General features: G+C 73.4%; 18 protein-coding genes. 8 read left to right on the top strand and 10 right to left on the bottom strand.

The window, feature by feature from the left end; translation table 11 throughout:
- Nucleotides 1-29: 29 nt before the first annotated feature.
- The 8 genes from ACN9MM_RS07300 to ACN9MM_RS07265 form a co-directional block, all read right to left on the bottom strand.
- The gene (locus ACN9MM_RS07300) at nt 30-1,703 is read right to left on the bottom strand and encodes a B12-binding domain-containing radical SAM protein (protein WP_426362876.1); all 1,674 of its coding nucleotides are present in this window, start codon (nt 1,701-1,703) and stop codon (nt 30-32) included.
- A 64-nt stretch (nt 1,704-1,767) separates the two neighbouring features.
- Nucleotides 1,768-4,890 (bottom strand): AAA family ATPase, encoded by a 3,123-nt coding sequence (locus tag ACN9MM_RS07295; protein WP_426362875.1) that lies wholly within the window; start codon nt 4,888-4,890, stop codon nt 1,768-1,770.
- A gap of 127 nt (nt 4,891-5,017) precedes the next feature.
- Nucleotides 5,018-6,568 (bottom strand): MFS transporter, encoded by a 1,551-nt coding sequence (locus ACN9MM_RS07290; RefSeq protein WP_426362874.1) that lies wholly within the window; start codon nt 6,566-6,568, stop codon nt 5,018-5,020.
- Nucleotides 6,565-7,263, bottom strand: a complete 699-nt coding sequence (locus tag ACN9MM_RS07285; RefSeq protein ID WP_426362873.1) for an iron-containing redox enzyme family protein — start codon at nt 7,261-7,263, stop codon at nt 6,565-6,567. The genes ACN9MM_RS07290 and ACN9MM_RS07285 overlap by 4 nt, the downstream gene beginning before the upstream one ends.
- A 2-nt stretch (nt 7,264-7,265) precedes the next feature.
- The gene (locus tag ACN9MM_RS07280) at nt 7,266-8,300 is read right to left on the bottom strand and encodes a radical SAM protein (protein WP_426362872.1); all 1,035 of its coding nucleotides are present in this window, start codon (nt 8,298-8,300) and stop codon (nt 7,266-7,268) included.
- Entirely contained in the window at nt 8,275-9,375 is a 1,101-nt protein-coding gene (locus ACN9MM_RS07275) for a radical SAM/SPASM domain-containing protein (protein WP_426362871.1), read from the bottom strand. The genes ACN9MM_RS07280 and ACN9MM_RS07275 overlap by 26 nt, the downstream gene beginning before the upstream one ends.
- Nucleotides 9,376-9,379: 4 nt before the next feature.
- Nucleotides 9,380-10,012 (bottom strand): GAF domain-containing protein, encoded by a 633-nt coding sequence (locus ACN9MM_RS07270; RefSeq protein ID WP_426362870.1) that lies wholly within the window; start codon nt 10,010-10,012, stop codon nt 9,380-9,382.
- Nucleotides 9,993-10,970, bottom strand: coding sequence for a S8 family serine peptidase (locus tag ACN9MM_RS07265; RefSeq protein ID WP_426362869.1), 978 nt, complete (start codon nt 10,968-10,970; stop codon nt 9,993-9,995). The genes ACN9MM_RS07270 and ACN9MM_RS07265 overlap by 20 nt, the downstream gene beginning before the upstream one ends.
- Nucleotides 10,971-11,469: 499 nt before the next feature.
- Here ACN9MM_RS07265 and ACN9MM_RS07260 point away from each other — a divergent pair, with 499 nt between their 5' ends.
- The 4 genes from ACN9MM_RS07260 (at nt 11,470) to ACN9MM_RS07245 (ending at nt 15,650) form a co-directional block, all read left to right on the top strand.
- Entirely contained in the window at nt 11,470-11,616 is a 147-nt protein-coding gene (locus ACN9MM_RS07260; RefSeq protein ID WP_426362868.1) for an SCO1431 family membrane protein, read from the top strand.
- A 120-nt stretch (nt 11,617-11,736) separates the two neighbouring features.
- Nucleotides 11,737-12,912: an acyl-CoA dehydrogenase family protein gene (locus tag ACN9MM_RS07255; RefSeq protein ID WP_426362867.1), complete on the top strand. Its 1,176-nt coding sequence runs from the start codon at nt 11,737-11,739 to the stop codon at nt 12,910-12,912.
- Between the two features lie 505 nt (nt 12,913-13,417).
- Nucleotides 13,418-14,548: a DUF7064 domain-containing protein gene (locus ACN9MM_RS07250; RefSeq protein ID WP_426362866.1), complete on the top strand. Its 1,131-nt coding sequence runs from the start codon at nt 13,418-13,420 to the stop codon at nt 14,546-14,548.
- Nucleotides 14,549-14,558: 10 nt separating this feature from the next.
- Complete coding sequence (locus ACN9MM_RS07245) at nt 14,559-15,650, top strand: phosphotransferase family protein (RefSeq protein WP_426362865.1); 1,092 nt, start codon at nt 14,559-14,561, stop codon at nt 15,648-15,650.
- A 9-nt stretch (nt 15,651-15,659) separates the two neighbouring features.
- On the opposite strand, the gene ACN9MM_RS07240 is transcribed toward ACN9MM_RS07245, so the two are convergent.
- A complete protein-coding gene (locus ACN9MM_RS07240; protein WP_382868336.1) occupies nt 15,660-16,031 on the bottom strand; it encodes a hypothetical protein in 372 nt (123 codons plus the stop codon).
- Between the two features lie 225 nt (nt 16,032-16,256).
- Here ACN9MM_RS07240 and ACN9MM_RS07235 point away from each other — a divergent pair, with 225 nt between their 5' ends.
- The 4 genes from ACN9MM_RS07235 (at nt 16,257) to fxsA (ending at nt 20,404) form a co-directional block, all read left to right on the top strand.
- Nucleotides 16,257-16,697 (top strand): Lrp/AsnC family transcriptional regulator, encoded by a 441-nt coding sequence (locus tag ACN9MM_RS07235; protein WP_073818744.1) that lies wholly within the window; start codon nt 16,257-16,259, stop codon nt 16,695-16,697.
- A 112-nt stretch (nt 16,698-16,809) separates the two neighbouring features.
- Nucleotides 16,810-18,447: an amidohydrolase gene (locus tag ACN9MM_RS07230; protein WP_426362864.1), complete on the top strand. Its 1,638-nt coding sequence runs from the start codon at nt 16,810-16,812 to the stop codon at nt 18,445-18,447.
- 480 nt (nt 18,448-18,927) lie between these two features.
- Nucleotides 18,928-19,704 carry a polyprenol monophosphomannose synthase gene (locus ACN9MM_RS07225; RefSeq protein WP_426362863.1) on the top strand — a complete coding sequence of 259 codons (777 nt, stop codon included), beginning with the start codon at nt 18,928-18,930 and terminating at the stop codon, nt 19,702-19,704.
- A gap of 106 nt (nt 19,705-19,810) precedes the next feature.
- Nucleotides 19,811-20,404, top strand: a complete 594-nt coding sequence (gene fxsA, locus ACN9MM_RS07220; protein ID WP_426362862.1) for an FxsA family membrane protein — start codon at nt 19,811-19,813, stop codon at nt 20,402-20,404.
- 166 nt (nt 20,405-20,570) lie between these two features.
- Here fxsA and ACN9MM_RS07215 read toward each other — a convergent pair whose 3' ends face one another.
- On the bottom strand, nt 20,571-20,945 hold the full coding sequence (locus tag ACN9MM_RS07215; protein WP_015032218.1) for an RNA polymerase-binding protein RbpA: 375 nt from the start codon (nt 20,943-20,945) through the stop codon (nt 20,571-20,573).
- Between the last annotated feature and the right edge of the window lie 124 nt (nt 20,946-21,069).

Here is a 21,069-nt window from a genome sequence, read left to right as displayed (position 1 = left end):
AGGCGGGGAGCGGGACGGGGCGGCCCCGGTCAGGCGAGGGCGGTCCGGAGACCCCCGGCGCCCACCGGGACGGGTGGCCGTGCGGCCGCCTCCTGGAGCAGTCGCCGTGTCATGCCCGCCGCCCGGGTGTCGCCCGAGCCCAGCACCAGCCGCAGCATCTCGGCCGCCGGCTCCGGACGCCCGTGCGCGAGGTGCACGGTGGCCACGTTGAGGGGGCGCAGCCAGTCCGGCTGCCGGGCCTCCTTCACGGGGCCCTCGTCGATGAAGGTCACTCCGGGGCAGTCGGACAGCCGGTCGGACAGGTGGGCCGCCAGCTCCCGGGGCGGCATCGGCTCGCAGTACACCAGCGGTGTCAGCAGGTCGGCCGCGGGGACGGTGCGGGGTCCCGCGGCGCCGGTCGGGGAGAGCGGCCCGTCCGCGCGGTACAGATGCCGGGGGTCGAGAGGGGTGCGGGCCAGCGGGGTGTGCGGGTAGACCCGCAGCCCGCAGGAGTAGCCCACCGACACGCCCCGGTCGGCCAGTCGGCGGATGTGGCCGATGGCGTTCTCCAGGGTGGCGGCCGTCTCGCCGGGCTGGCCGAACAGCACCCCGATCTGAACGTCCATCCACTCCGGCCGACGCCGCAGCAACAGACCGAAGGTGTCCTCGACGTCGGACATCCGGTAGTTCTTGTGGTGCCCGCGCAGCATCCGGTCGTCGAAGGCGTCCACCGAGAAGCTCGGACGCACGCAGCGGGACCGGATCAAGGCGTCCATCAGCCGTTCGGAGAACGGTCTGACGTTGAAGTAGCCGTGCCAGCTGATCACTTCGCCGTGGCGGCTTCCGGCCAGTGCCTCGCACACCTCGGTCAGCGCCCCCTCGTAGGGGAGGTTGACCTCGGGGGCGGCCAGGTGGAAGTGGGTCAGCCCGTACCGCTCGACGTAGTGCTCCGCCTCGGCGGCGACAGCCCGGGCGGGACGCGCGTCGACCCTGCCGACGTTCAGCGGATCGACGCAGTACGAGCAGCGCAGCGGGCAGCCCGCGTGGCTGCGCAGGGCGGTGGGGATGCCCCGGGCCTTGGCGAACAGCACGTACTCCGGTGCGATCCTCGGCAGCGCGGTGGTGGGCCGGGACACCACGTCGGGCTGCGGCCGCAGGCCGGGCCCCAGGGTTCCGTCGGCGGTGCGCACCAGGCCGCCGGGGAGCGTGGAGAGCGTCTCGGCGACCACCTGCCGCACACTCCGTGCGCCGCCTTCGGCGACCACGCGCGCCAGCAGGGCGGTGAACGCGGCCTCACCGGGACCGGCGAGGCCGAAGTCCAGTCCGAGCCGGTCCATCACCTCCACCGGGCAGGAGGTGAACGCCGCTCCGCCCGCCACCACCGGCAGTCCGGGGTCCCAGGCGCGCAGCGTCGCGGTCAGCTCGGCGATGGGCGCCAGGTACTCCACCACGTCGATCCACCGCCCGTCCGGGCCGGCGGCCGTGTCGCAGGCGACCACGGCGTTGTCGATGTTGCGGATCGACAGGGCGACGAGGTCGGGCCGGGTCCGGTCCAGCACCTCGGTCAACAGGCCGGTGTGGTCGAGCGATTCGAGGAACGGGTTGCATACGGACACCTCGACCGGCAGTCCGCTTTCGGTGACCGCGGCCCGCAGGATCTCCAGTCCGTACGGGCCGACCGGCAGGACCTGGTGGGGGTTGGCGTAGAGCAGGAGGACACGCACGGGCGGCTGCTTTCTCGGAGTTCCCTCGCGGGGGACGGGTCGTGCGGTGGGACGGTGCGTCCCGCTATGTCTGCGGGGCGCGCACGCCCAGGTCCTGCTTGGCCTCGATCGCCCGCCGGAGGGCGGTCAGCGCCCGCCCGGCCACCGGGAGGCCTGTACGGCGGGCGAGGACGGCGCTGAAGAGCAGCGGTGTGATCACCGCGCCGCTGCCGCGCACCGTGCCCAGATGGCGGACCACGGCGTCCAGGTGCGTCGCGGCCGGTCCCGGTTCGCCGGCGCGCAGCGCTCGTACGGCGCGGGCCTGCAGGGCGACGGTGTACTCCGCCCAGGCCTCGGGGGGTGGCACGGCCACCTCGTCGAGCGAAGCGGGCCCGCCCCGCGCCCCGCCGGACCGCTCTTCACCGGACGCCTCCCGGGCCAGCTCGGCCTGGAGGCGGGAGAGCGACGCCTGGCGGGCCATGCCGAGAGCGGCGCAGCGATCGCCCTGGGCGGTCCACCAGCCGGCCGCGGTACCCCAGTCGCCGGACCGGGCCGCCAGGACGGCACGCCAGCCCGCGATGGTCGCGGCCCCGGTGCCCTGGCCCAGATCGCGCAGTACCTCCTCGGCCTCGTCCATCGCGGAGTCGGCCGCCGCCCGGTCGCCGGACATGTGGCGCACCAGCGCCAGCGCGACGCCGGTGGCCGAGCTCAGCAGCCGGGAACCGGCGACCTCCTGATGCAGGCGCTCGCAGTCGGCGAGTGCGGCGGGGACCGGGGTGTCGCCGTTGACCAGGGCCATCGCCAGGTTGGCGTAGACCTCGGTCAGGCCCAGGCAGGTCCCGGCGCCGTCGGCCGACCGCAGCGCGGAGCGCAGCGCCCGCTCGGCGGCGGGGTGGTCGCCGGCCCGCAGGGACTGGAGCCCGGCGTACAGGTGCGCCCCGACCCGGGCCTCGGGCTCCGGGGAGGCGACCGCGGCGAGGTAGTGCGGATCGTCCGGTACGGCGGGCGCGTCGCCGGTCAGATAGGTGCGGGAGTACAGCGAGTTGAGGCGGGCGTGGATCCGGGCGGCCGGGGCGGCCCGGCCCGGGTCCGACAGCACGCGCTCGACGCGTTCGAGGGCGGCCTGCGGCATTCCCTGGGTGCCGAGGGCGTACGCCTCCAGGACATCCAGGTCGTGGCCCTGCGCGTCGTCCGCCTCCGCCAGGGCGCGGGCGCGTCCGGTGAGCGCCGGCACCCGTTCGGGTCGCCCGCGGGAGAGGACGAAGCGGGCGGCGACGCCGAACGCGGTCACGGCGGACTCGGCGGCCCGGGCCGTCCGGTCGGAGCCGGGCTCCACCCCGCGCAACGCGGTGTGCGCCGCCTCCCAGTGCCCGGCCAGCAGCTCGGCGACGGCGGGGCGCCGTTGGGCCACCGGCTCCAGGGAGCGCGCGAGCCTGGCGTGCACGTCGGCGGTCTCGGAGAGCGTCAGCCGCCGCAGCGCCACCTCGGCCACGACCGGAAAGGCCGGGGCCAGGCGGCCCTTGTGGGCGTCGGCGGACTCCACGAGACCGGCTTCGAGGAGGCAGGCCGCGGCCGCGGCGACCCGGTCGGGGTCCATCAGGGCGCCCAGGTCTTCCAGGGACAGGTCCCGGCCGGCGGCGGCGAGCAGCACCAGGAGCTCCCGTGAGTCGCCGTCCAGCCGGTCCAGCCGGGCACCGAGCGCGGCATGCGCGCTGGGTGGCGCCCAGTCGTCGCCGGGCTGGGCGAAGCGGCTCAGGACGACCATCTGCTCGATGTAGCGGGGGATGCCGCCGGCCCGTGAGGCGATCTCCTCGGCGGCGGAGTCGGGGGCGAGGAGGGCGGCAGGGGCCGGGTCCTGTCCAGGGGCCCCGGTGCCGGTGGACCGTGAGCGGCCGGCGACGGTCGGGTCGTGCTGTGCGGTGAGCAGCCGGTGGGCCAGCCGCCGGGCGTCGGGTCGTTCGAGTGGCGGCACGGTGAGCCGGTGGTCCCCCCGGGCGGCCAGCGCCTCGGGGGCCGAGACCCCGACCAGCAGCACCACGACCGGCCGCCCCGGTGCGGCGGTCAGCTCGTCGAGCAGGTCGGTCAGTGCCCCGGGGGTCCACTCGCTGTGCTCGACCACCAGGAGCAGGGGCCGGGCGCCCCGCAGGCGGTCCAACGCCGCGGTCAGCGCACGGCCCAGCTCGCCGCGGTCCTGGGCCAGGGCCTGCTCGGCGCGCGTGGAGGCGCCGGTCAGCTGCACCGTCACGTCCACCCTGTCGTGGCCCTGCCGTGCCGCGTTCTCGATCTCCTCCAGGAACAGACAGCAGGCCAGCAGGTCGAGTCCGGTCCCGGCGGGCGGGCAGCGCAGGACGGCTGTGGCCAGGCCGGTGCAGTGGTCGAGCGCCTCGGTGACGAGCCGGGACTTGCCCACCCCGGAAGGGCCCCCGACCAGGATCAGGGTCGGGCCGGCGGCCGTGGCGGCCGCTCCGATGCGGGCGGCCAGCTCGCCGACGAGGCCGGTCCTTCCGACGGTGCCCGTGCCGGGGGCCTGGGTGTCGGCCGGACCGACGATCCAGGCCGGGACGGGCCGGGCGAAGCCCTTGGCGGTGACCGGTTCGATCGCCCGCAGCGGGAAGTGGTCCTGCAGCTGGAGCCGGGTGGCCAGGTCCACGATCACCCCGTCGTCGGGGGCGTGCGCCTGGAGCCGGGCCGCCCGGTTGAGCACCGAGCCGATGACGAAGCTCGACGTCCGCCCGCTGACCGCGACGTGACCGGAGGCGACCGCGCACCGCACCGGGAAGTCGCCCAGCAGCAGCTCGCCCAGGCCCCGCGCGTACTCGCCGGTGCGGTGCGCGATGGCGGTGGCCGCGGAGACGGCGGTGGCGGCGGCCGACTCGCCGTGCCCCTCGACGCCGAACACGGCGACGACCGCGTCGCCGATGAACTTCTCCACCTTGCCGCCGTACCCCTCCACCAGCGAGCCGACCAGGGAGAAGTAGCCGTCCAGGACGGCCGCCCACCGGTCGGGTTCGAGTGAGGTGGCCAGTCCGGTGGAGCCGACCACGTCGCAGAAGACGACGGAGACGAAGCGCAGGCCGCTGGCGGGAGTGGCGGGCAGGCCGATCTCCACCCCGCAGGCCATGCAGAAGCGGGCCGCCGACGGGTTGTCCGCACCGCAGCCGGTGCAACGGCTCGCGGTGGTTGCGATGGGACCGGTGGGCCTGGTCATACTGTCCTCCCCGTTCACTGAGCGGCAAGCGGGTGGTTCACGACGTTTGCCCCGTCGTGAACCACCCGGTCTGTGCTACGGCCCAGACGTCACCGGTCCGGGGCCGGTCCCCTGACGAGGGCCGGCACTACCAGAGGTAGCCGCCGCTGGGGTCGGAGAGCGAGTGGCCCTCCACGTCCGAACCCGCGGCCTCGACGCGGGACTTGACGCTCAGCAGGACGTTGACCTCGTCCTCGGTGAGGGACTTGAGCACCGCCTGCTGGGCGTCGGTGGCGTCGGTCAGGGAGAAACCGGCTTCGGCCAGCTTGTCGATCTTGTCTGCCATGGTGATCTCCTCGGTCGAAGAGCCCGCGTCGTTCACGCACGGGGCTCTGGTTTCCCGGTGCGGCGCACCGGAGTTCAGGGGGGCTGCGCCGGTCTTCGGCTCCTCGGCCCGGCCGGCACCGTGGTCCGCGCCGGACGGCGGAGCGGTGGGCGGTACGCCGCCGAGCCGGACGGCGACCGCGGCGGCGGTGAGCAGCAGGGCGGCACCCGCGAGCAGCAGCAGGCTTCCGAGCCCGATCCACGCGACCAGGGCCGCCGCCAGCACGGGGGCCAGTACGTTCAGTACGGCCGGCACGGAATTCATGAGCGCCCATACCCGGCCGGTCAGTTCGACCGGCGTCTCGGAATGTACGACGCTGGGAAAAGTGACGAGGATTCCGGCGCTCGCGATTCCCAGAAGGAAAATTACACACAGCCATACGGCGGAGTCAATGCGTATGTCACGGACAATGGTGAATCCGATGACGGCGATGATGCAGCCGATCGCGAGGACCGACCCCGCCATGGTGAGGAAAGGCCGAAGGCGTGCTGCGAAACGTCCCATGAGCAGCGAACCCGCGACTCCGCCCAATCCGACGGCGGACACCATGTAGCCGATGTAGGACGTGCCCATTCCCAATGCCGGCACGATCAGGGCGGCCATGGAGTCGTAAAGGAAGACGACGAACATCAGGCTGCACATGACGAACAGAAGAGAACGTAGAAGACGTGACCCGAAAACGTGCTGGAACCCTTCACCCAGTTCTTTGAAATAGTGCAGATCTGCATTCGGGGAAGGTGACGACGTGCTGCGCAGGGCACGGGCGGTGATCACCCCGACGAGAAACGTGCACGCGTTGGCCGCGAACACCGCCCGGGGCGACATGAAGGCGACCAGCAGACCGCCGAGCGCGGGCCCGAGGATCTTGACCGACTGCATCGCCGTCTGGAGCAGCACGGTGGAGGCCTGGACGCGGTCGGGCGGCACCGAGACCCGCAACTGGATCTGGCCCGCGAGCCCGCCCACCGAGCCCAGCGCCGAACGGACCAGCACAAGACCGGCCGCCCAGTACACCCCGGGGGCGACCACCAGGCCGAGGGTGAGCCCCGCCTGCACGAGGTCGGTGAGGATCAGCACCCGGCGCGACTGCCGGCGGTCCACCAGCACCGCCAGGAACGGGGTCGCGAGGAGCGGCAGCATGCTCGCGGCCACCACCAGCGCCAGACCGCCCGCGCCGCCGTGCCAGACCGTGGTGACCAGCACCAGCAGCGCCACCTGGTCCAGCCAGTCGCCCAGACCGGAGACCACCGTGCTGGTGTACAGCAGCCGGAAGTCGCGGCCCGCCAGCGGGCCCGGAACCCGCACCCGGCTCATCCGGCCAGGGCCACCGGGGAGCGCCGGTGGATCCGGTCGAGTACGTCCTCCATCACCTCGATCAGCCCCCTCATGGAGTGCAGCGCGCTCACACCGAGCAGTTCCTCCTGCGCCGGGTCGAGCGGCAGCCGGTCGATCAGCCGGTGCACGTCGTCGCGGTGTTGCACGTCCAGCTGGGCGTGCCGGGCGATGGTGCGGAACGACGCCTCCGGAAGCCCGGTCCGGACCGCCAGGTCGCCGGCGAGCCCGGGGCCGGGCGGGTTGCCCTCCAGCACCGCGATGTGCCCCACGAGTGCCACCGGATGCGCATGGCGCAGCCAGTAGTACTGCGAGCCGACCAGCGAGGCGACGGCCGCCCCCGGCAGCGCCGTGCGGAGCGTCTCGGGATCACCCCCGGCCACCGCGTAGTCGTCGGCCACCCACTGGTCGTGCCCGTACTCCTCACGGATGTGCTTGGCCAGGTAGCGGCCCACCAGATCGGCCACCGGGTCGTCGTGACGGGCCGTGCACTGCTCGACGGCCGCCAGCATCAGCGGCACCGTGGCCCGGATCGTCCCGTGCAGCGTCCTGAGCCACTCCAGGTACACCTGGTCGCTGCGCGGATGGGTCCACATCTGCCGGGACGCGGCGTCCACCGCCGGCATCAGCAGCCCGATCTTGCGGCGCAGCGCCTGCGACCTCGTCTGCTCCTCCACCGTCAACCGCCTTCCCTCAGGGCCACGCCCAGTGCTGCCACGGAGTCCGCGGCCCGGCCCGGGCGGCCGGCGATGTCGTACGCCTTCCAGCAACCGCCGCAGACGTTCTCGAACCGTTCCTCGCGCAGGGCCTCGAAGCCGGGCAGGTCGGCCGCCGCCCCCGGGCCGAGGCGCCCCACGACCCTCAGCAGCGGATCGTCCCGGAACCCGGCCAGCGCCTGCGCCACGCCCTCGGGCCGCCGGGTCGGGGCACGCAGTGCGGAAGGCCCGTGACCGGTGATCAGCCCCTCGTTGCAGCAGGGGATCACCACCCCGTCGTAGCGGACCGTGGGCGAGCCGAGCAGGGAGCACGCCGCCAGGGCCCGCACCTCGTGTCGGCTCTGGATGGCGAAGACCCCCGAGCCCCGCCCGTACCGCAGGGGGGTGATCAGCTTGGTCTCCGCCTCGTCGGCCCACCCCGGGCCGAGCGCCTCCGACAGCAGCTCCTCGGCCACCCGTGCGCCGTCGCCCGTGTCCAGTTCCTGGACGACGATGCGGCAGCCGGCCCGGTGGGCCGCGCGCAGCGCGCCGACGAACCGTCGGCTCGACACACCGCCCTGGTGGAAGCCGTCGGTGCTGAGGAAGAGCGTGGAGATCCGCGGCAGCAGCCGCCGTACCCAGCCGGGCGCGGAGCCGCTCTCGCGCGCCCAGTACCCGCTGGTGAAGACGATGGTCTCCAGCCCGGCGTCGGCGAACGCCGCGATCGCGTACGGCAGCGCCCGCTGCTCGGCGAAGGGCTCGCCGCCGGAGACCGCCACCGACCGCAGGCCGGGCAGCGCGACGATGCCGGCGACGACGTCGTGGAACACCTCCCAGTCGGCGACCCTGCCACCGTCCGCGCGGGCGTCCACCGAGCAGTGCGCACAGCCGACCGGGCACTGGTCGGTGATGTACAGCAGGACCGACTCGCCGCGACGCCGGCGCATCGCCTCGGTGTCCGCCAGCGTGGGGCGGTTTCGGACCGCCTCGTCGTCAGCGCGTGCAGGACTGCTGTTCACGGTCCGCCTCCCATCCCAGGGACACCAGGCCGCCGTAGCGGCCGGAGCGGCGTTCCGAGAAGGCGGTCCCGTCCACCTGCTCGACCATGCGGCGGGCGGCGGCCTCCACCTGCCGTCCGGAGTCGCTGCGCAGGTACTCCGTCACCTTCCGCTCGGCCTCGGCGTCGCCGGACAGCGCGACGCAGTTGCCGCACATGCCCTTGTCGCACGGCCCGTCCGAGAAGCGGGCGGCCACGAAGCTGGGTCCCAGCACGCGCAGCGCCCGGTACAGCTCCCGGCGCAGGAACCTCTCGCGCAGCTCGGCCCACGACTGGTGTGACGCGTGGCCGAGGATCAGGTGCTCCGGCACGCGCCGCTCCACCAGGTCCTGATTGCAGCAGGCGTAGACGGTGCCGTCGTAGGTGACCAGGGGCCAGGTGATCCGGTCGCACGGGTCGACGGGCGCGACCGGGACGCCGGAGGTGGGCGTGGGAGTCAGCCCGCCGAGCTGGCGGCCACGGCCGATCGGACTCAAGGTGCCCACCAGGATGGGGACCTGGTCGTCGAACTCGCGGCGCACGTCGTCGATCAGGTCCCGGAGGTAGGGGTCGTCGTCCCCCCGCCCGGTGAGCTGGAAGCTCACCTGCGGCACCAGTTCGCGGATGCGGTGCATCGCCCGGAAGACGTCGGCCCGGCCCACCTCGCGTTCGTGGAACTCGTCGAGGCTGGCCGCGAAGTGGTCCACCTCGCGGATCGCCGCGGCGACCGGGGCGGGCAGCCGCCGGTTCTCCCGGGCGAACCACATGCCCGACAGCACGTACGAACGGGAGCCCACGGACCGGGCGGTGCGCGCGAGGTCGGCGACGAGCGCGGCCCGCAGCAGCGCCTCGCCGCCGGACATCAGCAGCAGGTCCGGTCGGGTCTCGTGGTCGAAGGACTCCACGAGCCGGCGGAACGGCGTCTCCGGATGCTGTTCGCTGGTACTGGAGGAGTCGGTGGAGCAGTGGGCGCAGGACAGCGGGCAGCGGCGGGTCAGGGCCAGATAGAGGCCGGCGGCGGGCTTGTTGCGGATGGCGCCGATTTCCAGCAGGTGCACGGGATCACCCCCTTCTCGATGACAGGGCGCTGGCGATCTCCTCGAGCGAGGCGAGCGTCCGCGCGGCATTCGGGTCGTCGGTGCTGGCCAGGTCGGCCACCAGGGTGGTCAGCCGTTCGGCGGCCGCCGCGTGCCGTCCGGCGGGGCCGGGCGGCGGGCCCGCCAGCGCCAGGGCCGCCGCGCACTGGCGTGCCAGCTCCGAGACCAGCTCCAGGCCGGAGGTCGCGCTGCGCGGGCCCAGTACCGGGTCGAGCACCTCCAGAACGCCGAAGACGGACCCGTCGGTGTCCAGCGGTGCGGCGATGATGGCTTTCGGTATCCGGCCGGTGGAGGCCGCGAAGTCCCGGTTGAACTGCGGGTGGTTGTCGAGGTTGTCGGCGATCACCGCTTCCCCGCTCTGGAAGACCCAGCCGGCTATGCCGCTGTAGTCGGGGATGCTCCAGCCCACCAGGCTGTCCTCCTGGGGGTCGGAGATCGCCTCCAGGACGAGTGCCTCGCCCGCCGGGTCGTGCAGGAAGACCGACGAGGCGGGAGCGCCGAAGACAAGCCGGGCCAGCCGAACGGTCGAGCGCAACACCTCGTCGCGCCGGGACAGCGGAGGGCCGCTGAGAGGGGCGTCATGCGCCGGATTCGTCATGGCCGGCTCCTTCGGCGGACGGGGCGGACGGGGTGGACGGGTTGGACGGGGTGGATGAGACGGGTGCGGCGGATCCGTCGGACCGGGCGGGTTCATCGGGCGGGTCCGGTACGGCGGATGTGGTGACAGGGGTGGGGGCGCGGGGTGGGTCGGACGCGTCGGTGAAGTTGTCCGAGAGGGAGGCGAGCACGTGCTTGACCTCGCTCACCGGAAGATGCGGATGCTTGCCGAGGATGCGGGCCACGAATCCGGTGACATGGGGCGTCGCGAAACTGTTCCCGGAGAGGAACGAGCGGCCCCCGCCCATCCAGGGGACCTCGATTCCGACGCCGGCCGCGAAGAACTCGACCGGGGGCTGCGGACTGACCTCGATGCGCTCCGCGTCGGCGATCTCGTGCGACCCGACGGAGATCACCGAGGGAAAGATCCAGGGATAGCTGCGGACCGGGCTGTTGTGCGCCGAGGCCACGATCGCCACCCGGTTGAAGTACGCCTCGTCCGCGATGTCGTGCAGCGAGGCCTTGAAGTCGCCCTTGCGGGAGGAGAGGCTGAGGTTGACGACATGGAAGCGCTCCGCCACCGCCCAGCGCAGGGCGGCCAGCAGCATGTTGCCGTCGCCCGCGAGTCGCGGCCCCAGGATGCGCACGCTGGTCAGGCTCGCGTCCGGCGCGATCCGCCGGATGATCGCCGCGCACGCGGTGCCGTGACCGGCCGCGTCGCCCTCGTCGTCCGGGACGATCCGGTAGCTCGGCCGGCCGTCGCCCGCGACGTCCTGCTCGATGCGTTCCACCGCGTACGACCCCTCCAGGGGCCCGATCTCGGGATGGTCCGGCGTGACTCCGCTGTCGATGACGCAGATCCGGATTCCCGCACCGCGCGACCCGCCCCAGGCCCATTCCCGGTCCACCGCCGTGGAGGCCGCGACGGACGACCGGTCGACGAGTTCCCCGGCGTTCATGTGGGCGAATCGGATCGTTGCTCGACGAAACGCTTGAGTGGTCAATGGAGCCTTCCGGTCACTCGTGGCTCTCTCGGATGGCGCGACACCGCACCGTCGGACTTGCCGGACCGTCCCGCTGTCGAACGGCTGAGCGGTGCCGCGGACCGATTCTGTACGAGGGTCCGGGCCCTCGGACATCCCAGTTGTCTGGGGTGCTTTCCGGCCGGTCCTGCCCCTCGCGGCGGGGAAACTGACAGTTCTCTGCGTGGGCGGTCGGCTTGCGCGGGGAGAGGGGGAAGCCCCGCACGTGGGTGGAGGTCCGCCGGGTGCCGAACGCGAGCGGCACAGTGGTGTCCGGCACAGGGGGGTCTGATACCTCTCCTTCGCCGACCGGCCCCCGGCCGCGCGGCGCAAGGCCCGGCCGGCCCTCGGGACCGGTCGAGACGGCGCGGCGGCCCGGGGGGACGTGACCGACGTCTCTACCCCCGGGCCGCCCCCGTGGCGCAAGGTGGTCGGCATGACCTCCACCGCCCACTCCCGCCTCCTCGCCCGCGCCCGGACGGGCGGTCCCCGCGAGGACGGTCCCAAGATCCTGGAGCACGTCCTCGGCTGGACCCTGGTCGTCCTGCTCGCCGTCCTCGTCACCCGCGCCGGCCTCATGTGAGACGAGACCGCGGGCAACCGTGTGGATCGGCGGCGGCCGTGTGATCCTCCGGTACGGAACGGGCATACTCCCCCCGATCGCCGCGCCCCGCGCGCGCCCGGCAGGGAGGAGCGTCCGGTCATGGCCGACAGCACCGCGGACGGCGTGGAGCGCCGGCTGCCCACCGACGAGGCCCGGGAGCTGCTCGCCCTCGTGCGTGACATCGCCCGCCGGGAGATCGCCCCGCACGCCGCGGAGGAGGAGGCCGCCGGCCGCTTCCCCCGTGAGCTCTTCGCGCTGCTCTCCCGCTCCGGGCTGCTCGGACTGCCGTACGACCCCGAGTACGGCGGGGGCGGCCAGCCCTACGAGGTCTACCTCCAGGTCCTGGAGGAGCTCGCCGCCGCCCGGCTCACCGTCGGGCTCGGGGCGAGCGTCCACACCCTGTCCTGCCACGCGCTCGCGGGCTTCGGCACCGACGAGCAGCGGGCCGCGCACCTGCCCGCGATGCTGGGCGGCGGGCTCCTCGGCGCGTACTGCCTCTCCGAACCCTCCGCCGGATCGGACGCGGCCGCCCTGCGGACCCGCGCCGTCCGGGAGGCGGACGGGGACTGGGTGATCGACGGGACCAAGGCCTGGATCACCCACGGCGGGATCGCGGACTTCTGCACGGTCATGGCCCGTACCGGCGGCCCGGGCGCGCGCGGCATCACCGCCTTCCTGGTGCCGGGGGACGCGCCGGGGCTGAGCGCCGCCCCTCCCGAGCGGAAGATGGGCATGAAGGGCTCACCCACCGCGCAGCTCCACTTCGACGGGGTGCGGGTCGCCGACGACCGCCGCCTCGGCGCGGAGGGCCAGGGCTTCGCGATCGCGCTCGACGCCCTGGACTCGGGGCGGCTCGGCATCGCGGCCTGTGCCGTGGGCCTGGCCCGGGCGGCCCTGGACGAGGCCGTCTCGTACGCGAGGGAGCGCCGCCAGTTCGGCCGGCCGATCGCCGACTTCCAGGGGCTCCGCTTCCTGCTCGCCGACATGGCGACCCAGGTCGAGGCGGGCCGGGCGCTGTACCTGGAGGCGGCGCGGCTCCGGGACGAGGGGCGGGCCTTCGGGCGGTGCGCGGCGATGGCCAAGCTCTTCTGCACGGACGCCGCCATGCGGGTCACGACGGACGCGGTGCAGGTGCTGGGCGGCTACGGCTACACGGCGGACTTCCCCGTGGAGCGGTACCTGCGCGAGGCGAAGATGCTCCAGATCGTCGAGGGGACCAATCAGATCCAGCGCGTGGTCATCGCCCGTCACCTGGTCGGACCAGAGTCCCGCTGACCCGCACGGTCCGGTCCGCCCAGACCGGTCCGGCGGCGAGCCGCGTCCACTCCTGGTCCCGATGGCCGGGCAGGGTGCGTCCCTGGCTGGCCCAGAGCGAGAGCACGTCCCGGTAGATGGGCGGGTCGGCGGGGACGGGGGGCCTCGCCTGAGGCTGCGCCTGCACCTGTACCTGCGTCGGTACGGGGACCGGGACGGGTACGGGGGCCGGGGCGGGGACAGGGACGGGCGCGGGCGCCGCCACGGGCGCGGGTGCCGTCGGGGTCACCGTCGGCGTCGCCTGATGAACCGATTCTTCACCGCGCGGTTCGGCCTGCCGGTGCCGACCGTAACCGCTGGGAGTCGTGTACAGCGTGGTCATGCCCGGACCAACGCTCCCCGGCGGTCCGGGTCACCGCCGAGCGGATTCGAGCGGCAGTTCGCCCGGTACCCGCTGCACGACTCTGGCCCCTCGGGCGAGAACTGACGTACCGTCAGATCTCACTCGCCGATCAGGAGGTCAGCCGTGGACGACGACCGGCCCGTCGCACTCGACGAATACCCCGTGCACCAGGCACCGCTCTCGATGAAGCACCACGTCAGCGGCGACCGCAACGCCTACGACCGGTGCATCTTCCACGTCTTCGACCACAGCGGGCGCGCCCTGCTCATCGCCGGCCTCGGGGTCTACCCCAACGCCGGGGTCGTCGACGCCTACGCGACGCTGCGCACCGGCGACCGGCTGCACGCCGTCCGCGCCTCCGACGCCCTCGGCGACGACCGGACGAACCTCTCCGTCGGCCCGCTGACCATCACCGTCGACGAACCCCTCAAGCGGCTCTCCCTGCACTGCGCGGCCGCCCCCGATGGCTCCGCGGACCCCGACGGGCTGTCCTTCGACCTCACCTGGACCGGCGACTTCCCCGCCGTCTGGGAGCCCCACCACACCCAGCGCCACGGCGGCCGGCTCACCCTCGAAGGCCGCCGCTTCGTCCAGGCGGGCCACTGCGAGGGCACCATCAGGGCCGGCGGCGAGGAGTTCACCGTCACGGCGGGGGAGTGGACCGGCACCCGCGACCGCAGCTGGGGCGTCCGCCCGATCCCCGGCGAGGAACCCGGCCGCGCCGCCGAGTTCCGCCCCGAGGGCTTCCACTGGCTCTGGATCCCGATGCGCTTCGAGGACCGCTTCCTCATGGTCATCGCCCAGGAGGACGCCGACGGCTACCGCACCCTCAACGAGGCCCTCCTCGTACGGAACGGCCGGCGCGACGCCCAACTCGGCTGGCCCCGCACCGAGATCGCGTACCGCCCGGGCACCCGGCACCCCGAGCGGGCCACCGTCCACCTCACCGACCCGGCCGGAAAGCCCCTGGAGATCGGCGTCGAGATCCTCGCCTCCTCCCCGCTCGCCGTCGGCGCCGGCTACCCGCCCGCCACCGACTGGCAGCACGGCACCTGGCAGGGCCGCGGCTGGACCGACCGCCGCGTCTACGACCTCTCCGACCCCGCCGCCCACCCCATGGCGGCCTACGGCGTCACCGACCACGCCGCCCGCTTCACCCTCGACGGCCGCACCGGCTACGGCATCTTCGAGCACGGCTCCTTCGGCCGCCACGACCCCAGCGGCTTCGCCGACCACACGTCCACAGCCCCCTGAGGAGCGTTCCTTGGCCACCGCCCCGCGCCCCCGCACCACCACCCGTGACCCCGAGGAGCTCGGCCGGCGGCTCACCGCGTGGCTGCACCAGCACCTGCCCGGAGCCCGGATCACGGGCCTCGCCGTCCCCGGCTCCAACGGCATGTCCAGCGAGACCCTGCTCTTCGACGTCGACCACCCGGACGCCCCCGTGCGCGGCTGCGCCCTGCGGCTGGCCGCCGACCCCGCCGCGTACACCGTCTTCCCCGTGTACGACATGGCGCGCCAGCACCGGGTGATGCGCCTCGTCGGCGAGCACACCGACGTCCCCGTGCCGCGGGTGCTCTGGCTGGAGGAGGACCCGGAACCGCTCGGCGCCCCCTTCTTCGTGATGGCCCGCGCCGAGGGACGCGTCCCGCCGGACGTCATGCCCTACACGTACGAGGGGAACTGGCTGCACGCGGCCACCGACGCCGAACGCGCCCGCCTGGAGGCCGGGTCCGTCTCCGTACTGGCGCGGCTGCACGACCAGTTCCCCGCGAAGGAGGCCGAGTTCCTGCTGCCCGAAGGCGCCGGGAGCCCGCTGCGCCGACACGTCGACGCCCAGCGCGCCTACTACGCCTGGGTGGTGGAGGGACTCGCGCCCTCGCCGCTCATCGAGTCGGCCTTCGCGTGGCTGGAGGAGCACTGGCCGGCCGACGAGGGACCCGCCGTCCTCGGCTGGGGCGACGCCCGCATCGGGAACATCGTCTACGACGGATTCACCCCCGCCGCCGTCCTCGACTGGGAGATGGCGGCGTACGTCCCCCGCGAGGTCGACCTCGGCTGGGCGGTCTACCTGCACCGCTTCTTCCAGGACCTGACCGTCGGCTTCGGTCAGCCCGGACTCCCGGACCTCCTGCGCCGCGACGCGGTCGAGCGGCGGTACGCGGAACTGACCGGTCACACCCCGCGCGACATGGAGTTCCACACGCTCTACGCGGCGCTGCGGCACGCGATCGTGATGCTCAGGATCGCGTACCGCCAGGCCCACTTCGGCGAGGTCGAGGTGCCCGGTGACCCGGACGGCCTGATCCTGCACCACGCCACGCTCGCGGCGATGGTGCGGGGAAGCTACTGGTAGCGGAAGGCCTCAGGCCGCGCGCCGCATCTGCGGCACCCGCATCGGACGCGAGCCCGGACCGCCGACGTGCGAGAAGGGCTGCGTGCGCCAGTCGAGCCCCTGGGGGAGCGTCAGGAGCAGCGCGGTGTCCTGCTCCTGGACGCCCAGGACGTCCTCGTCGGCGGGGCGGGCCTCGGAAGCCGCGAGGCCCGTGCCCGTGCAGACCGTCAGGACGAAGGGGTTCCACGGCGTCGGGCAGAGCGCGTGCTCCGGCAGCGCGTCCTCGTCCGCGAGCAGCGCGATGGGCTGCACGCACTCCGGGCAGACGACCCGGAACATCTCAAAGGTGTCGTACGCGTCGAGCTCGTCGGACGTGTCGACGGAATCAACAGGCTCCTGCATTGGGAATCTCCCCCTCGGGTGGGTCGGCCGGATCTGTGCGGCCTCGACCACAGCAAGCACTTCCCATACGGAACTCCGCATAACCGTGAGGCACTGTCCCGGGCCCGGCGCAAACCTGTGGCGTTCGTCACATGCCCGTCGCAGGTGCCCCGTGACAGCCCATAGCGACCCATACGGGTCGGCCCCGGCTGTGCCCCGCTCCTCCGTGGGCCATAGGGTCACCGCATGGAGGAGCTGGATCGTCAGATCGTGGAGTTGCTCGTCAAGGACGGGCGGATGAGCTACACCGACCTGGGCAAGGCCACGGGCCTGTCCACGTCGGCGGTGCATCAGCGCGTCCGCCGCCTGGAGCAGCGGGGTGTCATCCGCGGCTACGCCGCCGTCGTCGACCCGGAGGCCGTGGGCCTCCCGCTCACCGCGTTCATCTCGGTCAAACCCTTCGACCCGAGCTCCCCCGACGACACCCCCGACCGGCTCGCCGACATCCCCGAGATCGAGGCCTGCCACAGCGTCGCGGGTGACGAGAACTACATCCTGAAGGTCCGCGTCGCCACCCCGCTGGAGCTGGAGCACCTGCTCAGCCGCATCCGCTCCCAGGCCGGTGTCTCCAGCCGCACGACCGTCGTCCTGTCCACGCCGTACGAGGCCAGACCACCGCGCATCTGACGCGCCCGGCCCGCTCGGGGGGGCCGGTGGACGCGCGCATCTGACGCGCCGGCACCCCCGGCAGGGGGACCTGCCGGACAAACCGGGTCCCGGCAGGTCCTAGCCTGGTGGCATGAGTGAGTCCATGCCGCCTGCGTCTCCCGCCGAACACCGCACCGTGCTGCTGCGCGGTGGAGAAGTCCACAGCCCCGCCGACCCCTTCGCCACCGCCATGGTGGTGGAGCGCGGTCACGTCGCCTGGGTGGGCTCGGAAGGTGCGGCGGACGCCTTCGCGTCCGGCGTGGACGAGGTGGTCGACCTGGAGGGCGCGCTCGTCACCCCGGCGTTCGTCGACGCGCACGTGCACACCACCGCCACCGGCTTCGCCCTCACCGGTCTCGACCTGTCCTCCGCCGCCTCGCTCGCCGAGGCGGCGGAGCTGATTCGCGCCCACGCCGCCGCCCGCCCCGAGGACCGCATCCTCATCGGCCACGGCTGGGACGCCTCCCGCTGGCCCGAGCGCCGCCCGCTCACCCGTGACGAGCTCGACGGCCTCACGGGCGGCCGCCCGCTCTACCTGACCCGGATCGACGTCCACTCGGCCGTGGTCACCACCGCCCTGCTCGACCTCGTGCCCGGCGTCCGTGACCTGGACGGCTTCCACGACGGCCGGCGGCCCCTCACGGGTGACGCCCACCATGCCGTGCGCGCGGCCGCCTTCGGCGCCGTGTCGCCGCGCCAGCGCACCGAGGCGCAGCGCGCCGCCCGCTCCCACGCGGCCTCCCTCGGCATCGGCACCCTGCACGAGTGCGGCGGACCGCAGATCTCCTCCGAGGAGGACTTCACCGGCCTCCTGGACCTCGCGCGCGAGGAGGCCGGGCCCCGGGTCGTCGGCTACTGGGCCGACCTCGACGTCGAGCGGGCGCGGGCCCTGGGCGCCCTCGGCGCGGCCGGCGACCTGTTCGCCGACGGCTCGCTCGGCTCCCACACGGCCTGCCTCCACGAGCCGTACGCCGACCACGCCGGGCACAGCGGCTCGGCCCACCTGGACGCGGCCACCATCGCCCTGCACGTCGTCGCCTGCACCGAGGCGGGCCTCCAGGCCGGCTTCCACGCCATCGGGGACGCCGCGGTGTCCGCCGTGGTGGAGGGTGTCCGGGCCGCCGCCGAGAAGCTCGGCCTGGCCCGGATCCGGTCCGCCCGGCACCGCGTCGAGCACGTCGAGATGCTGACGCCCGAGACGATCGCCGCCTTCGCCGAGCTGGGGCTCACCGCTTCCGTCCAGCCCGCCTTCGACGCCCTCTGGGGCGGCGAGGAGGGCATGTACGCCGACCGGCTCGGCGTCGAGCGCGCCCGCACCCTCAACCCGTACGCGGCGCTCCTGCGTGCCGGTGTGCCGCTGGCCTTCGGCTCCGACAGCCCGGTCACCCCGCTCGACCCCTGGGGCGCGGTCCGGGCCGCCGCCTTCCACCGGACCCCCGCGCACCGGATCTCCGCCCGCGCCGCCTTCACCGCCCACACCCGGGGTGGCTGGCGGGCCGTCGGCCGGGACGACGCGGGGACGCTGGTCCCCGGCGCCCCCGCCGACTACGCGGTCTGGCGCACCGAGGAGCTCGTCGTGCAGGCGCCCGACGACAGGGTCGCCCGCTGGTCCACCGACCCCCGTTCCGGAACGCCCGGTCTGCCCGATCTGTCGCCCGGTGTCGATCTCCCCGTCTGCCTGCGCACGGTGGTGTACGGACAGACGGTGTTCGTACGGCCGAACGAGTGATGTGGGGACATTTCGCACCCCGCACCGCTGTTCCACATGCTTGTCCCCGACCTGCGGATCTTCCCCTCCGGCCTGGGCTTTTGAGGAGTATCCGCAGGTCAAGCGGGTGTTGACAGTCGCCCGTCAGGGGCGGGTAGGTTCACGGCGTCCACCACAGGACGTCCGACCGGACCGCACCCCCACGCCGTGACCGAACGCCGCCCGCGCCTCGGTCGCGCGGGAAGGTTTCTCCGGCGGTAGGTGCGACCCGGGTGGGGCCCGGACGTTCAGTAGACAACGGCTCTCGGTCGACCCGCAGCCAGCGGATCCCAGGTCGGACCGAAGGACGCCGGGCCCCGCACCGCACGTCAGCCCCGTCGAGGGCGCCGAGGGCGCCCCGCGGGACCCTCCACGTCACACGTGCCACCCGACCCGCCGCGGCGGAGCACTCCGGGGACCTCGCTATGGTGGGGGCCTGCGTATGTATCCGAAGGGGCAGTAGTGAACGACGGTGGCCAGAGGCGTTACGGCCCGCTCGGCAAGGCCTTGGTGATCATTCCGACCTACAACGAGGCGGAGAACATCAAGCCGATCGTCGCGCGGGTGCGGGAGGCCGTACCCGAGGCGCACGTTCTCGTCGCCGACGACAACAGCCCTGACGGCACAGGCAAGTTCGCGGACGAGCTAGCGTCCGAGGACGACCATGTGCACGTCCTGCACCGCAAGGGCAAGGAGGGGCTCGGCGCCGCCTACCTCGCCGGCTTCCGGTGGGGCATCGAGCAGGGCTACGGCGTCCTCGTCGAGATGGACGCCGACGGCTCCCACCAGCCCGAGGAGCTGCCGCGCCTGCTCACCGCCCTCAAGGGCGCGGACCTGGTCCTGGGCTCCCGCTGGGTGCCGGGCGGCCGGATCGTGAACTGGCCGAAGTCCCGCGAGTTCATCTCCCGGGGCGGCAGCCTCTACTCGCGCGTAATGCTCGACGTGCCGATCCGCGACGTCACCGGCGGCTACCGGGCCTTCCGCAAGGAGACCCTGGAGGGCCTGGGCCTGGAGGACGTGGCCTCGGCCGGCTACTGCTTCCAGGTCGACCTGGCCCGCCGCGCGGTCGCCGCGGGCTTCCATGTCGTCGAGGTCCCGATCACCTTCGTGGAGCGCGAGATCGGCGACTCGAAGATGAGCCGCAACATCGTCGTCGAGGCGCTGTGGCGGGTCACCGGCTGGGGTCTGACGGCGCGGGCGGAGAAGGTCGGCAAGCTGCTCGGCCGCAAGTCCTCCTGACGCCCGACCCGCTTTCCTGAGGCCCGGTCCGGCTTTCCGTACCGGGCCCTCCGTACTGATCCTTCCTTTACGACGTTCCGGCGGGGCTCCAGGCACACTGGGGTCCATGACGACCGGCGCACCGCCTCCCCTCGCCCCCAAGCGCCCACGCGCGCGTACGTTCCTTCCGCTCGGCGTCGCCGCCTGGCTGGTCCTGGAGATCTGGCTGCTCACCGTGGTGGCGAACGCGGCGGGAGGGCTGACCGTCCTCGCCCTGCTCGTCGGTGGTGCCGTGCTCGGTGCCGCCGTCGTCAAGCGGGCGGGCCGCCGCGCCTTCCGCAACCTCACCTCGACCTTCCAGCAGGCCCAGGCGGCCGCGCAGACCGGCGTGGCGCCCTCGCCCGCCGACCGGGCCGGCGCGGACGACCGCAACGGCTTCCTGATGCTCGGCGGCCTGCTCCTGATGATCCCGGGCCTGCTCTCCGACGCGGCCGGTCTGCTCCTGCTCGTCCCGCAGGTCCGCTCGTTCCTCGGGCGGTACGCGGAGAAGGCCGTGGAGCGCCGTATGGCCGCCGCGCCTCCCGGCAGCCTCCAGGACGCCTTCCAGCAGGCCCGCATCCACCGGCCGGACGGGAAGGTGGTCCCGGGCGAGGTGATCCGCGAGGAGGCGCCCCAGGGCCCGCGCAGGGCCGACGAGCCCCGCCCGCCCCTGATGCCCTGACCCTTCGCCCGTGCCCCCGCTCCTGTGGAGCGGGGGCACGGGTGTGCCGGGAGCGGGTCGCCGCCCGTGCGCCGGAACGCCGGTCGTCCGCGCACGCAGACGCCGCGGGGCCCGGTACACGATGTGTGTACCGGGCCCCGCGGCGTTGTGCTCTTGTGGCGGTCCGCTAGGCGGACTTGCGGCTGTCGCGCGGATGCACGGCGATGTTCATGGCGCCGGAACGCAGGACGGCCAGCCTCTCGGCGAGAACCTCCTCCAGCTCCTCGCGGGTGCGCCGCTCCATGAGCATGTCCCAGTGCGTACGCGCAGGCTTGCCCTTCTTCTCCTCAGGTCCGTCCCCGTCCACCAGGAGTGCCTGGATTCCGCAGACCTTGCACTCCCACTCCGGCGGAATCTCCGCCTCGACCGAGAAGGGCATCTCAAAACGATGTCCCTTCTCGCATGCGTACTCCACCGCCTGGCGCGGGGCCAGATCGATGCCGCGGTCGGTCTCGTAGCTCGTCACCACGAGGCGCGTGCCGCGAAGAGCTCGCTCACTCATGAATCGTGCCTCCCGGGCTTGTCGCCCACAGGACAGGTGTCGCTGTCGTCGTTATCCGGTCAACGTCCGGTCGGCGGTAAAGATTCCCGTGCCGGGTCATGCGTCGCCCGTCGTGCCGCCCCTT

It is taken from the genome of Streptomyces sp. E-08 (assembly GCF_049913095.1).
In the GTDB taxonomy this organism is placed as follows: Bacteria; Actinomycetota; Actinomycetes; order Streptomycetales; family Streptomycetaceae; genus Streptomyces.
This window is presented reverse-complemented; position numbering and strand designations above follow the sequence as displayed.